This is a genomic window from Georgenia wangjunii, assembly GCF_036421975.1.
Lineage (GTDB): Bacteria > Actinomycetota > Actinomycetes > Actinomycetales > Actinomycetaceae > Georgenia_A > Georgenia_A wangjunii.
This window is the reverse complement of the sequence record NZ_JAZGON010000001.1, coordinates 480,964-493,938: the sequence shown is the minus strand read 5'-3', so window position 1 is coordinate 493,938 and position 12,975 is coordinate 480,964. Positions and strand designations below refer to the sequence as shown.

Here is a 12,975-nt window from a genome sequence, read left to right as displayed (position 1 = left end):
CGGCGCCCGGCCCCAGCGCCGGGACCGAAGGAGGAAGCATGAGGGCAGCACTGGCCCGGTGCGCACTGCTCGCGGTGGTGTGCGGGGTGCTCGCGGCGGGATGCGCGCCGACGACGGCGGGCCGCGAGGACGCGGCCGCGACCGTGCAAGCCCGCCCGCTGGAGGCCGACGTCTGCTTCGTCGAGATGATGGTGCCGCACCACCAGCAGGCGGTCGAGATGAGCGAGATCCTCCTGGACAAGGACGGGGTGTGGGAACGGGGCCAGCGCTTCGCCCGGTACGTCGCCGCGACCCAGGGGCAGGAGGTCCAGGCCATGCAGGGGTGGCTCGCCGCGTGGGACGTGGCGCTCGCCGACGCGGCGGAGCAGCTGAACGCGGGCGGTTCCGGTCCGCGCGCCGTACCGGCGGCTGCCGACCCGGCGACGGGCGGCGGGGACCACACCGGACACGGTGGCCCGGTGGTCGGGGACGAGGCCGCGCTGCCGTCCTGCAGCCACGTCCATGGCGTGAGCATGGACGGCATGCTCACGGACGAACAGATGGAGGCGCTGCGGGGGGCCGGGGCCGCACAGGCCCAACGGCTCTACCTCGAGCTGATGATCCCGCACCACGAGGGCGCCCTGACGATGGCCGAGGAGGCGCTCGCCGAGGCGGAGAACACGTTCGTCCGCTCGAGCGCCACGCACGTCGTGCAGGAGCAGGTCTCCGAGCTCGAGCAGCTCCGGGCGATGATCGCGGCGCTCGACGCGGGCGACCTCGGGCTCCCGGACGCCTACGTCGAGGGTGAGTACCTCACCTACGGCACCGACGCGGAGCCGTCGACCGAGTCCGCGCCGCCCTCCCGGTCCACGCCGCCCGCGGGGTCCGCGCCGTCCTCCGAGTCCGCGCCGCCCTCCGCGGCCGACGACGGGTCCGGCCCGCCGTGAGGCAGCCGGCCTCGCCCGTGCGGCGCCGCGCCCGGCCGCGCCGTGCGGTCGTCGCGACCCTGTCGGCGGCGACCGGCCTGCTCGTCGGAGCGGGGGCGGTGCTGTGGGCTGGTCAGCACTACGAGGTCTACGCCGTCTCCGGGCCGTCGATGGAGCCGGGCCTGGACCCGGGCGCCCGCATCGTCGTCGAGCTCCTCGACGACGGCGGGCGCGCCCGCATCGCGCGCGGCGACGTCGTGCTCTTCCCCGATCCGGGCTCCTGGGCCGATCACGCGGAGCGCACCGCCCTCGGCGCGCCGCTGCACGGCCGTACGCAGGACGCTACGGCGCCGCCCGACGAGGGTCCGGCGACCGTCGTCAAGCGGGTCGTCGCCCTCCCGGGTGAGCGGGTGGTGTGCTGCTCCCGGGCCGGGAAGCTGCTCATCGACGGGAACGAGCTGGACGAGCCCTACCTGCACCCGTCCGGGGGCAGGTTCGCCAGCGGCCTCGCGTTCGACACGGTCGTCCCGGACGGTGCCGTGTGGGTCCTCGGCGACCACCGCGCCGTCTCCCGCGACTCGCGGTCGGACCCGGCCGGGGAGCTGCAGGGAGCGGTCGACGTCGACGACCTCATCGGCGTCGTCCGGACGCGGATGTAGCTGTGCGCCGGCTGGCCTGTGGCGCCGCGGCGCGGCCCTGGCCGACACCGGCACGAGCAACCGCCGCTGGGCCCGTTCCGGCCCTACCGTAGGGCCGTGGCACCCGCCGAGGACGACCTCACCGCCGAGATGGTGCGGACGATCACCGCGCTCCAGCGTGAGGTGCGCTGGCTGCGCCGCGAGCGGGCCGAGCGGCTCGGCGAGGTGCCGGCGGGGGCGGACCTGGCCGGTGGGGCAGCGGAGAGGTCCAGGGGTGCCGGACTGGCGGGCGGGTCCGACCCGCACGCCGGAGCGGAGACGCCACCGTGGGCGGACGACGACGCCTGGATGCTCGCCGTGCTCGCACCCGCCGCGCCGACCCTCGCCGCGCGCATGGCGGTCGAGGACGGCGCCATCCCCTACGCCCAGGAGTGGGACCTCCTCCCGCCCGACCCGCAACGGACGTACCTGCGCCGGGCCCGGACAGTCCTGGCGGAGGTGGCACCGCTGTGCCGCGAGGCGTTCGGCGACGTGCCCGGTCCCGCGCACGTCCGCCTCGCGCTCCACCGGCTCGGCCTGCCGCCCGGCACCGACATCCCCGAGCTGCTCGAGCACGCCCGCGCGGAGGGGGCCGAGCGTGCCGCGCGCGAGGCCGCCGACGACGTCGCGCCCCTCCTCGTCGAGGTGCGTACGCTCCGGCAGGCGCTCCAGGCCGTCGAGCTCGTCGTCGTCGCGGGCGAGCGGATGGCCGGCGACCACCCCTCGGCCGTGGCGGCCGAGGTGGCGACGTGGTTCACCGAGCGGCTGCGCCGGGCGCTCGCAGCCCCGGACGTCACGCTGAGCGACGCACTCGTCGCCGAGCGCGAGCAGGTGCTCCTCGCCGTCGCCGACCACCTCGGCTACACCGGGATGGACGCGCTCGACTGGTTCGCCCAGGTGAGCAGCCGGATCGACGCGGCCGAGGACGCCGAGCGACCCTGAGGTGCCGCGGACGCCGGTGCCGCGGACGTCGGCGGTGGCCGCCGCCCTGGCGTCCGGCGGTCAGTCCTCGCGGTTGCGACGGCCGCGGCGGCTGAGGAGGTAGGCGCCCACGCCGGCGGCGACGACGAGGACCGCGGCGACGACGATCCACGTCACCTCGGCGCCCGTGCTCGGCAGGGAGCCGAGGGGCGCGCCGGCGAGGGTGGCCTCCTCCACGGCGCGTCCGGCGGACGTCGTCAGGAACATCGAGAACGAGCTCATCGCACACTCCATCGTGGTCGGCACGCGCGACTCGTCGCGCATCGCGTCGACCGTAGCAGCCGGGTCCGGACGTGCGACGGAGCGGGGGCCGGTCCGGGGCCGGGCAGCCTCAGAGCTCGGTCAGCGCCTCCGGGCTGAGCGTGAACCCGGCGCCGGAGACGGTGTGCCAGCACGTCACCGACGCACCGTCGTTCGTGCACGCGTAGTCGCCGACCGCCGAGGTCGCCCCCACCTCGAGCTGTGACGGCCCCCCCTCCACCGTCCCGACGCAGGGCAGGACGTCGTCGCCGAAGAGGGCGACCGAGAGCGCGCCGGTCGTCGGGGTGGTGCACCCGGGCGGGTTCTCGAAGCTGCGCACGAGGATGGCGCAGCCGGCGCCGTCGTGGGTGATCGTGCACCGGATGTTCCCGCTGGCCGTGCGGAAGGCCTCGTCGGCGACGGCACCCTCGGGCGCGGGGCGGGCGAGGGTGATGACGTCGTGGTGCGCGCGGACGGCGGTGACGACGGCGGGGTGCGCGGCGGGGTCGCTCGCGAGGTACTGGGCGAGGCGCTGGGCGTAGTCCGCGGCACACGCTGCGGCCAGCTCGTCGAGCGTCACGGGGATGAGCCGGGACGTCGGCAGGTCGGGCCAGGCGCCGTCGACGAGGAGCGTGTCCGCGTAGGTGTGCACGACCTGCGCGTCCGCGGAGAGGTTGGTGCAGTCCGAGCCGGTGGGGAGCGCCTGGAGGCCGAGCATGGCCTGGGCGATGGTCGCGTCGTCGATGGCGGGGGTGGCGGCGGTAGGGGCCTCGGCGGTGCCACTGGTCGGCTCGCGTGCGGAACCCTCCCCGGCGAGCGTGCCGCCCACCGCGGCACCGGTGGGCGAGACGTCCGACGCGCGGCCGGTGCCGTCGGGGACGCGCTGGCTCGCGCCCCACAGGATGGCGAGCGAGACGGCGATGAGGACCGCGCCCAGCACGACCCAGAGGAAGGGGGGTGCGGGGGCGCGGGTCTCGCCGCCGGAGCCCCCCGCTCCCAGGTGCGCGACGTGCACGGCGGTGGCACCGCCGTGCACGTCGTCGTCCGGCTCGGCGCGCGCGGCGCGGACCCCGACGAGGGCCGCTCCGGCGGGCTCGTCCGGGTGCGGGACGTGCTCGTCGTGCTCGTCGGCGGGCGCCTGCTCGTCGCGACCGGCCGGCGGCGGTGAGGGCTCGCCGGCGGCGGAGTGTCCCGGCTCGGCGCTCGCGGCGGGGGCGGCGTCCGCAGCGGCGGCACGCGCCGCGGCCTCGCGGAGCTCCCGGCGGCTCGGCCGGTGCCCGGTCGGGGGCACCGGGCCGGCGGGTGTGCCGGGGTCTCCCGCCGCCGGGCCGCCCGCACCAGGGAGGTGCGGGCGCGCGGGGGTGCGGTCCTCGTCCTCGGACACCGCCTCGCCCTCCTGCCAGTGGGAACGCGCCCCACCGCGTCCGTGCTGAAGCCCTACCGTAGGGGAATGCGCCGGCTTGCTGCTGTGGTCCTCGTCCTGGCGCTCGTCGTCCTCGCCGGCGGGGCGGTCGTCGACCGTCTCGTCCACGCCCGCACCGAGGAGGACCTCGCGGCCGCGATCGGCGAGGAGGTCGAGGTCGACGGCGCGATGGACGTGACGATCGACGGCTTCCCGTTCCTCACCCAGGTGCTCGCGGGCTCCCTCGCGGAGGTGCGGGGAACGGCCGACGGCGTCCTCGTCGAGGGGCTTCGCCTCGAGGACGTCCGCGTCGCCGCGCGCGGCGTCGACACGTCGGAGCCACACGTGTCGGACACCGTCGAGCTCAATGCGACCGTGCCGCTCGCGACGCTGCGCGCGGCGCTGGAGGAGGCGGCGCCGGGCAGCGGGCTGCGGCTCGACCTCGACGGCGAGCGGGTCCGGCTGGGCATCGACGTGCTCGGCACCGCGATCGCCGTCGGCGCTGAGCCCGTGGCGGCGGGGGCGGCGGTCGAGCTCGAGCTCGCGGAGATCGCCGTCGGCGGGCGCAGCGTCGGTGCGGACGAGCTCCCGAGCGTCGTCTCGGACCTCTTCGCCGGCCTGAGCCTGCCGGTCCCGGGGTTGCCGGAGGGACTCGCGCTCACGCGCGTCGACGTCATCGAGGGCGGCGTGCGCGTGCGGGCCGAGGGCGAGGACGTCAGCCTCATCGAGGTGGCTGACCGCGGCAGTCGCTGAGACACCCTCCGCTGCGGTCGGTGGAGCGACCGCACCGGAGCCCCGGTGGCGGAGCGACCGCACCGGAGCCCCGGTGGCGGTGAGACCGCACGGTTCTGGGTCGCCGCGGCGCTGCCAGGTGCGGTCTCGCCCTTGACCGTGCGGTCTCACCGAGGCGGGTGACGCGAACGTCGTCATGTGGGGTGGTCCCACCGGCGGAGGCGGGCTGAGGCCGCTCAGCGGGCGTCGCGGTCCGCGAGGCGCGCGAGCTGTGCGTTGTAGGCGACGAGGTCGGCGTCGTCGTCCCGGTCGGCCTTGCGGTCCCCGCGCCGGGCGGCGCGCTCCTCGTCCCGCGCCCAGCTCACCGCCACCGCGACGGCGAGCACGAGCGTGGGGATCTCCCCGATGCCCCACGTGATCGCGCCACCCATGTCCTGGTCCGCGAGGGCGTCGACCCGCCACGGCAGGCCGAGACCGGCGAAGTGGTCGGCGGCGAAGAGGGTCGTCGCCATGGTCACGGCGATCCCGAAGAACGCGTGGAAGGCCATCGTCGCGAAGAGCATGACGAGCCGGAGGGGGTAGGCAGGGCGCCTGATCCCCGGGTCGATGCCGATGAGGACGTTGGCGAACATGTAGCCGGCGAGGGTGAAGTGGACGACCATGAGCACGTGGCCGAGGTGGGTCGTCAGCGCCAGCTCGAACAGCGGCGAGTAGTAGAAGACCACCATCGAGCCGGCGAAGTTCACCGCCGCGACGATCGGGTTGGCGAAGAATCCCGCCCAGCGCGAGTGGACGATCGCGAGGAGCCACTCCCGCGGCCCGCGGGTGCCGTCCCCCCGCCGCGGCAGGGCGCGCAGCGCTAGCGTCACGGGCGCGCCGAGGACGAAGAAGATCGGCACGACCATGACGAGCAGCATGTGCTGGAGCATGTGCGCGCTGAAGAGGATGGAGCCGTAGACGGCCGGGCCGCCGTTCGTCACCCAGAGGAAGAGGGCGCAGCCGACGAGCCACGCGGCGGTGCGGGGCACGGGCCACGCGTCGCCGCGCCGACGCAGCCGCCGCACCCAGGCGACGTAGACGCCGGCGAGGGTGAGCGCGGCGAGGGCGAAGAGGATGTCGGGGCGCACCTGCGTGAGCCAGGCGAGGGCGGTGGGCTCCGGGGGGATGTCGTGCCCGGTCGCCGAGTGCACGGGGCTCGGCGACGCGACGGGCTCCTGCGGCGTGGGCGGGGCGGTCGAGCCCAGGGCCACGGCCACCCCCATGACGGCGCCCATGAGGAGGACCTCTCCGGCGGCGAGGCGCCAGAAGGCCCAGCTGCGCGCGGCCCGCCCCGGCGCGACCTCGGCGAGCCGCGGGATCGTCGTCCGCCGGTGCGCCCAGCCGGCCAGGCCCAGCGCGACGAAGATCGCGACCTTGGCGAGCAGGAGCACGCCGTACTCCGTCCCGAGCCCCGCGAGCGAGCCGATGCGGATCCAGCCGTTGATCATGCCCGAGAGCCCGACGAGCGCGAAGCACCAGCCGGCGAGCGTGGAGTAGCGGGTCACGCTGGCCACGAGGTCCCCGCGCAGCCGCGGGGCGACGAGGCACAGGACGACGAGCCCGCCCGCCCACAGGCTCACCCCGGCCACGTGGAGCCACAGCGAGGAGACGGCGAGCTCGTGGCTCGCAGCACCGGCGGCGTGGCCGGTGAGCGCGATGGGGACGAGGGCGCCGAGCGCGAGCGCCGCGACGAGGGCCGCCGTCGTCAGCGAGCCGACGGCAACGGCGGCGACGGCGACGAGCGCGGCGAGCCCGGTCGCGACGAGCTGGTTCTGGCCGAGCGGGATCTCGGTGGCGAACTGCGCGAGCCCGGTACCGAAGTCGGCGCCGCCCACGGGCTGGCCGGCCGTGCGCGCGTAGACGAGGACGAGGCGAGCGAGCGAGGCGAGCGTCCACACGCCGGCCCCGACGGCGGCCACGCGGGCAGCCGTGCGCCACGCGCCGCCGTCGACGTCGACGGCGTCCCGGGAGGCCCGGTCCCGGGCGGCGCGGCTGACGCGCTCGCGGCTGGGCCCCTGCGCGCCGGCGCGCTCAGGGGCGCCGGCGTCGAGCGCCTCGCCCGTACCGGTCGTGGTCCCGGCACGGGCGCTCACGCGCTGGAACGGCAGGACGACGGCGCAGAGCGCGAGGGCGCCGATCGTCACGGCGGTCGCCGCATCGACGACGACGGTCGCCACCGGGACGCCCCAGCGCACGAGCGCGCCCGGGTCGAGCACGAGCGAGGGCGCCGTGGCACCGGAGTAGGAGAGCGCGACGGCGAGCACGACGATCCCGACGAGGGCGCCGGCGACGACGGCGGCGCGCGGCAGACGTAGGTTCTCCGGCGGGGTCGGCACGCCCTCAGCGTAGGTCGTCACGGCGGGCGCGTCCCTCCGCTCGGCGAGCGGGCGCGGGTGCGGGCACGGTGCCGTCAGCCACGGGTGGCATACTCGCGCGGGACCAACGCGCGGCACGAGAGCGGACACCTGCGGGTGGACGCGCGAGGAACGGGGAACGATGAGCACACCGGGCTCGGCGGGCAGCACGTCCGCCACCGCGACGGGCATGGCGCCCGCGACCGCGACGATCGAGTCGGAGGACAGCCGCCGCGCGGCCGTCCTCCTGCGGCGGATCACCGACATCTTCGGCCAGCGCGTCGTCGGCCAGGAGGTGCTGCGCACGGCGCTCGTCTCGACCCTCGTCGCCGGCGGCCACGTGCTCCTCGAGTCGGTGCCCGGCCTCGCGAAGACGACCGCGGCGCACACGCTCGCCGCCGCCGTCTCGGGGAGCTTCCACCGCATCCAGTGCACGCCGGACCTCATGCCGAACGACATCGTCGGCACGCAGATCTTCAACTACGCGACCGGGAAGTTCACGACCCAGCTCGGCCCGGTCCACGCCAACCTCGTCCTCCTCGACGAGATCAACCGCTCGAGCGCGAAGACGCAGTCCGCGATGCTCGAGGCGATGCAGGAGAAGCAGACGTCGATCGGTGGCGAGGTCTACCCGCTGCCCAAGCCGTTCATGGTCCTGGCGACGCAGAACCCCATCGAGGAGGAGGGCACGTACGTCCTGCCCGAGGCCCAGATGGACCGGTTCCTCGTCAAGGAGGTCCTCACCTACCCGACGCCGAACGAGGAGCTCGACATCCTCGAGCGGATCAACTCCGGCTCCCTCGAGGCCCCGCTGACGACCGCGCCCCTCGGGCTCGAGGACGTCCTCTTCCTCCAGCGCCTCGCGCAGCAGGTGTACGTCGACGTCTCGATCAAGCAGTACATCGTCGCGATCATCAACACGACCCGGGGCGGCGGCCCGCGCCCGCTGCCGAACTTCTCCCAGCACGTGCGCGTCGGCGCGAGCCCCCGCGGCGCCATCGCCCTCATGCGCATCGCGCAGGCGTACGCGCTCCAGCAGGGCCGCACGTACGTCGTGCCGGACGACGTCAAGGCGCTGCGGCACAGCGTCCTGCGTCACCGGCTCGTGCGCACGTACGACGCCCTCGCGAACAACGTCGCGCCCGAGTCCCTCATCGACGCCGTCTTCGCCGCGGTCCCGGCCCCGTAGGACGCCGCCCCCGATGTCGACCGCCTCGCGCCTGGCCAAGGTCCGCGCGCGCCTGGACCTGCCCACGGTCCGGCGTGCCTCCGGCCTGCTCGACGGGCGCCACCGCTCGATCTACACGGGCCACGGGCAGGACTTCGACGACATGGTCGAGTACCGCCCGGGCGACGACGTCGGCGACATCGACTGGTCCGCCTCCGCCCGCGCGGGGCACCCGATCATCCGGCGCTTCGTGCGCGAGTCGAACCTCGCGATGGTCCTCGCGGTCGACACCGGGCGGAACATGGCCGCGACGGCCCCGAGCGGGGAGCGCAAGGCGGACGTCGCGCTCTTCGCCGCCGACGTCGTCGCTTACCTCGCCCGCACGCGCGGTGACCTCGTGGCGCTCGTCGCCGGTGACTCGGCGCGGATGACCCAGGTGCCCGCCCGCGGGGGGACCGGCCACATGGAGATGCTGCTGACCATCCTCGAGAAGGACCTCGCCCTCGACGCCCCGCCGTCGGACCTCGCCCGTGTCCTCGACCGCGTCCTCACGTGGTTCACGCGCCGCTCGCTCGTCGTCGTCATCACGGACGAGGCCCGCCCGCTGCCCGAGCACGAGGACGCGCTGCGCCGGCTGCGGACCCGCCACGAGATCATGGTCATCTCGGTCGCTGACGCCCTGGCGACCACCCCCGGCGAGGGGCCGGTCGCCGACATCGACGGGGAGGTCGCCCTGCCCGCGTTCCTGCGCGCGGACAAGAAGCTGCACGCCGCGGCCGCGGCGGCGGTCGCCGAGCGCAAGGCCGAGGTGCGCGCCATGCTGCGCCGCCGCGGCATCGAGCAGGTCGTCGCCGCGAGCTCGGACGACGTCGTCGACGCCCTCCTCGACCTCTTCCGGAGGCAACGACGTGTCCGGCGCTGACTCCCTGCTGCCCCCCGAGGCGTACACGGGGTGGGTGCCGGCGCTCGGCGCGCTCCTCCTCCTCGCCGTCGCCGGCTGGTACACGTGGGTGCTCCTGAGCACCCGCCGCGAGCGCGCCGCGAAGACGCCGGACATGGACGCGGCCGGGCGTGCGCGCTACGAGCGCGTCGTCGCGGAGACCGTCGAGCGGTACCGCCACGACGAGCTCGACCTGCGCGGCCTGCACCTCGAGCTCGCCCGCACGATGCGCGCGTTCGCGTCCGAGCGCATCGGCCGCGACGTCAGCTCGTGGACCCGCGCCGACGTCGCCTCCTACGACCCGACCCGCCAGATCGGGGACCTCCTCGCCGTGTGGGAGGAGCCCTCCTTCGCGCGCCGCAGCGACGCCGAGGCGGCTGCCGCGGCCGACCAGGCCCGGGCGGTGATCAACCAGTGGTGATGCAGCACGAGTGGCTCCTGCCCGTCGTCGTCGCCCTCGTCGTCGCCGCGGCGGTGGCCGGCTGGTTCCTCGCGCGCCCCCCGCGTGCCGAGGACGACGTGCGCTGGGTGGCCAACAGCGCCTACCTCACCCGCCTGCCGGCCTACCACCGCCGCATGCGGCTCCTGCGCGCGGGGCTCGGCGCCCTCGGCGTCCTCCTCCTCGTCGCGGCCGTCGGCAGCGCCGTCCTCGTCGCCCGTCCGGTCGAGCGGCAGGTGCGCGCCGAGATCCTCGCGACGCGGGACATCGTCCTGTGCCTCGACGTCTCCGGCTCGATGATCGAGTTCGACACCGAGATCGTGCAGAAGTTCTCCGAGCTCGTCGAGAGCTTCGACGGCGAGCGCATCGCCCTGTCGGTGTGGAACTCGACCTCGCGCACGGTCTTCCCGCTCACGGACGACTACGCGCTCGTCAAGGAGGAGCTCGACGCGGCCGCCGTCGCCCTCGACGTCGACCTCGACTCCGTCTTCTACGACCCCGCCGACCTCGCGCGGCTCGAGGACTTCATCACGGGCACCGTCTCCCTCGACCAGGAGGCCTCCTCCCTCGTCGGGGACGGCCTGGCCACGTGCGCCCTCGGTTTCGACGCGGGAGACACCGACCGGTCGCGCTCGATCATCCTCGCGACGGACAACGAGGTGCTCGGTACCCCCATCTATGAGCTCGACGAGGCGGCGGAGCTCGCCGCGGAGATGGACGTGCGCCTCTACGGCCTGTTCGCCTCCTCGGAGGAGTCCTACTCCCCGCAGAACGAGGAGGACTTCCGGGCTGCGATCACCGATCGCGGCGGCCTCTTCTACGACGCGGACGACCCGGCCGCCGTCGAGGGCATCATCGAGGACATCGGCTCCCAGCAGGCCGTCGAGCTCGACGCGGAGCCGGAAGTCGTCATCACCGACCGGCCCGAGTCGGTCCTGTGGGTGGCCGTGCTCGGCGTGGCGGGCCTCGTCCTCCTCGGCTGGAGGTTGCGGACATGATCCTGCGGATGGCCTGGCCCCTGTGGGCGATCGTCAGCGTCCTCGGCCCGCTGCTCCTCGTGTGCGCCGTCCTCGCCTACCGGGCGCGGCGCGGCGGCGACGGGACCGCCCTCGCCTGGCTGCGGCGCGCCGGCATGGTCGCCTGCCTCACCGTCGTCGCGCTCGCGCCGGCCGTGCCGGCGAGCACGACGACGGTGCAGTCCAACGCCGAGCTCTTCTTCGTCGTCGACCGGACCGGCTCGATGGCCGCCGAGGACTACGACGACGGGCAGCCGCGGCTCGAGGGCGTGCGCAACGACGTCGTCGCCCTCGTCGACGCCATGCCCGGTGCCCGGTACTCCGTCGTCGCCTTCGACAGCCAGGCCACGCGGCAGCTCCCGCTGACGACGGACTCGCGCGCGGTGCGGACGTGGGCCGAGACCCTCGTCCAGGAGATCACGGCCTACTCCGCCGGGTCCGCCGTCGACCGCCCGCTCGCGACGCTGACGACGGCGCTCGAGGGGGCGGCCGAGCGCAACCCGGAGAACGTCCGGCTCGTCTTCTTCCTCTCCGACGGCGAGAACACCGACGGCGACGCCTCCACCGGGGACGCCGAGCCGGCGTCGTTCGCCGGGCTCGCGCCACTCGTCGACGGCGGCGCGGTCCTCGGCTACGGCACCGCGGAGGGCGGTCAGATGCGTTTCTACGACGGCACCCCGAGCACGGGACCGGGCACCGACGCCCCGTGGATCGTCGACCCGACCGAGCCGGGGAACCCCCCGGCGGTCTCCCGCATCGACGAGACCACGCTGCGCCGCATCGCCGAGCAGCTCGGCGTCGACTACGTCCACCGGATCGAGCCAGGTGACGTCACGCCGCTCGTCGCCGGGGTCGACGTCGAGGACATCGCCGCCGACGGCCGGCGGGACGTCTCGGTCTACGCGGACGTGTACTGGCCGGCCGCCGCGGCGCTCGCCGCCCTCCTCGCGTGGGAGGCGTGGTTCCTCGCGCGCCGGCTCCCGCGGGCCGGCGCGGGCAGTCCGCGGCCGGCGGCGGCAGCACCGGGCGCTCCGGCGCCCGCCGCGCCCGCGCCGACCGCGGCCGCACCCGCGGGAGCCGCGCCGACTCCTGGTCGGGCGCCCGCCGCCGTGCCGGTGCCGGGCAGGAGGGCACGCCGATGATCCGCATCCGACCCCGCAGCGACGACGCGCGCGCCCGTCGCGGCGGCCGCACCCGCGGCGGCCCCGGCGCCACTGGCCACCCGCCGCTCGCGCCACGGTTCCAGCGCCGCCGCCGGCTGCTCGCGTGGTCCGCCCCGGTCGTCCTCGCGTTCCTCCTCGCGGGCGGCGTCCTCCTCGGCACGGTCCTCGGCAACGTCCTCGGCACGCGTCACTACGACGCCGGCCGCTTCGCGGACGCCGCCGACCAGTACGCCGCCCAGGAGCAGCCGTGGGCGCGCCTCGTCGAGCCGTGGAAGGCCCCCTTCAACGCCGGCACCGCCCACTACCGTGCCGGGGAGACGTTCCTCGCCGTCGAGGCGCTGCGCGGCGCCCTCGTCGAGGTCCCCGAGGCGGGGCCGCTGCCCGACGCGCCGGAGGGCACGAAGGACCCGCGCAGCCCCGAGTGCCGGGTGCGGACGAACCTCTCGCTCGCGATCGAGGCGATGGGCGACGACGCCGTCGCGGTCGGTGACGACGCCATGGCCGCCGCGCACTTCGCCGAGGCATGGGAGGTCCTCGACCCGTGCGCCGCCTCGCAGGAGAACCAGGAGACGAGCGAGCGGCAGAAGAGCAAGGAGGAGAGCGCCGAGGAGGAGGAGAGCGCCGACCCGAGCGAGGACCCCACGGAGGACCCGAGCGAGGGCCCGACCGAGGAGCCGACGCCCGACCCGAGCGCGACGCCCACCCCGGACCCCGGCGAGCAGCCGACGCCGGACCCGACGCAGACGCCGACGCCCGAGCCGAGCGCGGAGCCCACGCCCGACGAGCAGCAGGAGGAGCTCGAGGAGCGCAACCGCGAGGCCGAGCGGGACCGCCAGGAGCAGCAGCAGCGCGAGGGCGGCGGCTTCGGCGGGGGCCAGAACTGGTAGACAGTCAGGGCGGCACGGATGAGCGCGGACGA

At 75.5% G+C, this 12,975-nt stretch carries 13 protein-coding genes; 10 read left to right on the top strand and 3 right to left on the bottom strand.

Annotation, left to right across the window (positions count from 1 at the left end; genetic code table 11):
* The first annotated feature begins 38 nt into the window (after window positions 1–38).
* From V2J63_RS02230 to V2J63_RS02220, 3 genes are all read left to right on the top strand, one after another.
* Complete coding sequence (locus tag V2J63_RS02230; protein WP_331229343.1) at window positions 39–926, top strand: DUF305 domain-containing protein; 888 nt, start codon at window positions 39–41, stop codon at window positions 924–926.
* Complete coding sequence (gene lepB / locus V2J63_RS02225) at window positions 923–1,564, top strand: signal peptidase I (RefSeq protein WP_331229342.1); 642 nt, start codon at window positions 923–925, stop codon at window positions 1,562–1,564. Before V2J63_RS02230 ends, lepB begins: the two co-directional genes overlap by 4 nt.
* 96 nt (window positions 1,565–1,660) lie before the next feature.
* Window positions 1,661–2,524 (top strand): hypothetical protein, encoded by an 864-nt coding sequence (locus V2J63_RS02220; RefSeq protein ID WP_331229341.1) that lies wholly within the window; start codon window positions 1,661–1,663, stop codon window positions 2,522–2,524.
* Window positions 2,525–2,584: 60 nt separating this feature from the next.
* Here V2J63_RS02220 and V2J63_RS02215 read toward each other — a convergent pair whose 3' ends face one another.
* Window positions 2,585–2,827: an LPXTG cell wall anchor domain-containing protein gene (locus V2J63_RS02215; protein ID WP_331229340.1), complete on the bottom strand. Its 243-nt coding sequence runs from the start codon at window positions 2,825–2,827 to the stop codon at window positions 2,585–2,587.
* Between the two features lie 67 nt (window positions 2,828–2,894).
* Window positions 2,895–4,187 (bottom strand): hypothetical protein, encoded by a 1,293-nt coding sequence (locus V2J63_RS02210; protein WP_331229339.1) that lies wholly within the window; start codon window positions 4,185–4,187, stop codon window positions 2,895–2,897.
* A gap of 66 nt (window positions 4,188–4,253) precedes the next feature.
* Between V2J63_RS02210 and V2J63_RS02205 the strand changes: the two genes are divergently transcribed.
* Entirely contained in the window at window positions 4,254–4,958 is a 705-nt protein-coding gene (locus V2J63_RS02205) for an LmeA family phospholipid-binding protein (protein WP_331229338.1), read from the top strand.
* A 215-nt stretch (window positions 4,959–5,173) separates the two neighbouring features.
* Here the strand turns inward: V2J63_RS02205 and V2J63_RS02200 are convergent, their stop codons facing one another.
* A complete protein-coding gene (locus V2J63_RS02200) occupies window positions 5,174–7,312 on the bottom strand; it encodes a bifunctional copper resistance protein CopD/cytochrome c oxidase assembly protein (protein ID WP_331229337.1) in 2,139 nt (712 codons plus the stop codon).
* 208 nt (window positions 7,313–7,520) lie between these two features.
* Between V2J63_RS02200 and V2J63_RS02195 the strand changes: the two genes are divergently transcribed.
* Genes V2J63_RS02195 through V2J63_RS02170 form a run of 6 tightly spaced genes read left to right on the top strand, consistent with a single transcriptional unit; the run spans window position 7,521 to window position 12,943 of the window.
* The gene (locus V2J63_RS02195) at window positions 7,521–8,519 is read left to right on the top strand and encodes an AAA family ATPase (protein ID WP_331229671.1); all 999 of its coding nucleotides are present in this window, start codon (window positions 7,521–7,523) and stop codon (window positions 8,517–8,519) included.
* A 13-nt stretch (window positions 8,520–8,532) separates the two neighbouring features.
* On the top strand, window positions 8,533–9,420 hold the full coding sequence (locus V2J63_RS02190) for a DUF58 domain-containing protein (protein ID WP_331229336.1): 888 nt from the start codon (window positions 8,533–8,535) through the stop codon (window positions 9,418–9,420).
* Window positions 9,407–9,859, top strand: a complete 453-nt coding sequence (locus V2J63_RS02185) for a hypothetical protein (RefSeq protein ID WP_331229335.1) — start codon at window positions 9,407–9,409, stop codon at window positions 9,857–9,859. The genes V2J63_RS02190 and V2J63_RS02185 overlap by 14 nt, the downstream gene beginning before the upstream one ends.
* Window positions 9,859–10,875: a vWA domain-containing protein gene (locus V2J63_RS02180; RefSeq protein ID WP_331229334.1), complete on the top strand. Its 1,017-nt coding sequence runs from the start codon at window positions 9,859–9,861 to the stop codon at window positions 10,873–10,875. Before V2J63_RS02185 ends, V2J63_RS02180 begins: the two co-directional genes overlap by 1 nt.
* Entirely contained in the window at window positions 10,872–12,035 is a 1,164-nt protein-coding gene (locus V2J63_RS02175; protein ID WP_331229333.1) for a vWA domain-containing protein, read from the top strand. Before V2J63_RS02180 ends, V2J63_RS02175 begins: the two co-directional genes overlap by 4 nt.
* The gene (locus V2J63_RS02170) at window positions 12,032–12,943 is read left to right on the top strand and encodes a hypothetical protein (protein ID WP_331229332.1); all 912 of its coding nucleotides are present in this window, start codon (window positions 12,032–12,034) and stop codon (window positions 12,941–12,943) included. The genes V2J63_RS02175 and V2J63_RS02170 overlap by 4 nt, the downstream gene beginning before the upstream one ends.
* The last annotated feature ends 32 nt before the right edge of the window (window positions 12,944–12,975 follow it).

What these genes read in the sequence shown, in the direction of transcription:
- V2J63_RS02230 (WP_331229343.1), top strand. Translation starts at nt 39, where the DNA reads ATGAGGGCAGCACTGGCCCGGTGCGCACTGCTCGCGGTGGTGTGCGGG.
- V2J63_RS02195 (WP_331229671.1), top strand. Translation starts at nt 7,521, where the DNA reads ATGGCGCCCGCGACCGCGACGATCGAGTCGGAGGACAGCCGCCGCGCG.
- V2J63_RS02205 (WP_331229338.1), top strand. Translation starts at nt 4,254, where the DNA reads ATGCGCCGGCTTGCTGCTGTGGTCCTCGTCCTGGCGCTCGTCGTCCTC.
- V2J63_RS02175 (WP_331229333.1), top strand. Translation starts at nt 10,872, where the DNA reads ATGATCCTGCGGATGGCCTGGCCCCTGTGGGCGATCGTCAGCGTCCTC.
- V2J63_RS02170 (WP_331229332.1), top strand. Translation starts at nt 12,032, where the DNA reads ATGATCCGCATCCGACCCCGCAGCGACGACGCGCGCGCCCGTCGCGGC.
- V2J63_RS02190 (WP_331229336.1), top strand. Translation starts at nt 8,533, where the DNA reads ATGTCGACCGCCTCGCGCCTGGCCAAGGTCCGCGCGCGCCTGGACCTG.
- V2J63_RS02215 (WP_331229340.1), bottom strand. Translation starts at nt 2,827, where the DNA reads ATGCGCGACGAGTCGCGCGTGCCGACCACGATGGAGTGTGCGATGAGC.
- V2J63_RS02180 (WP_331229334.1), top strand. Translation starts at nt 9,859, where the DNA reads ATGCAGCACGAGTGGCTCCTGCCCGTCGTCGTCGCCCTCGTCGTCGCC.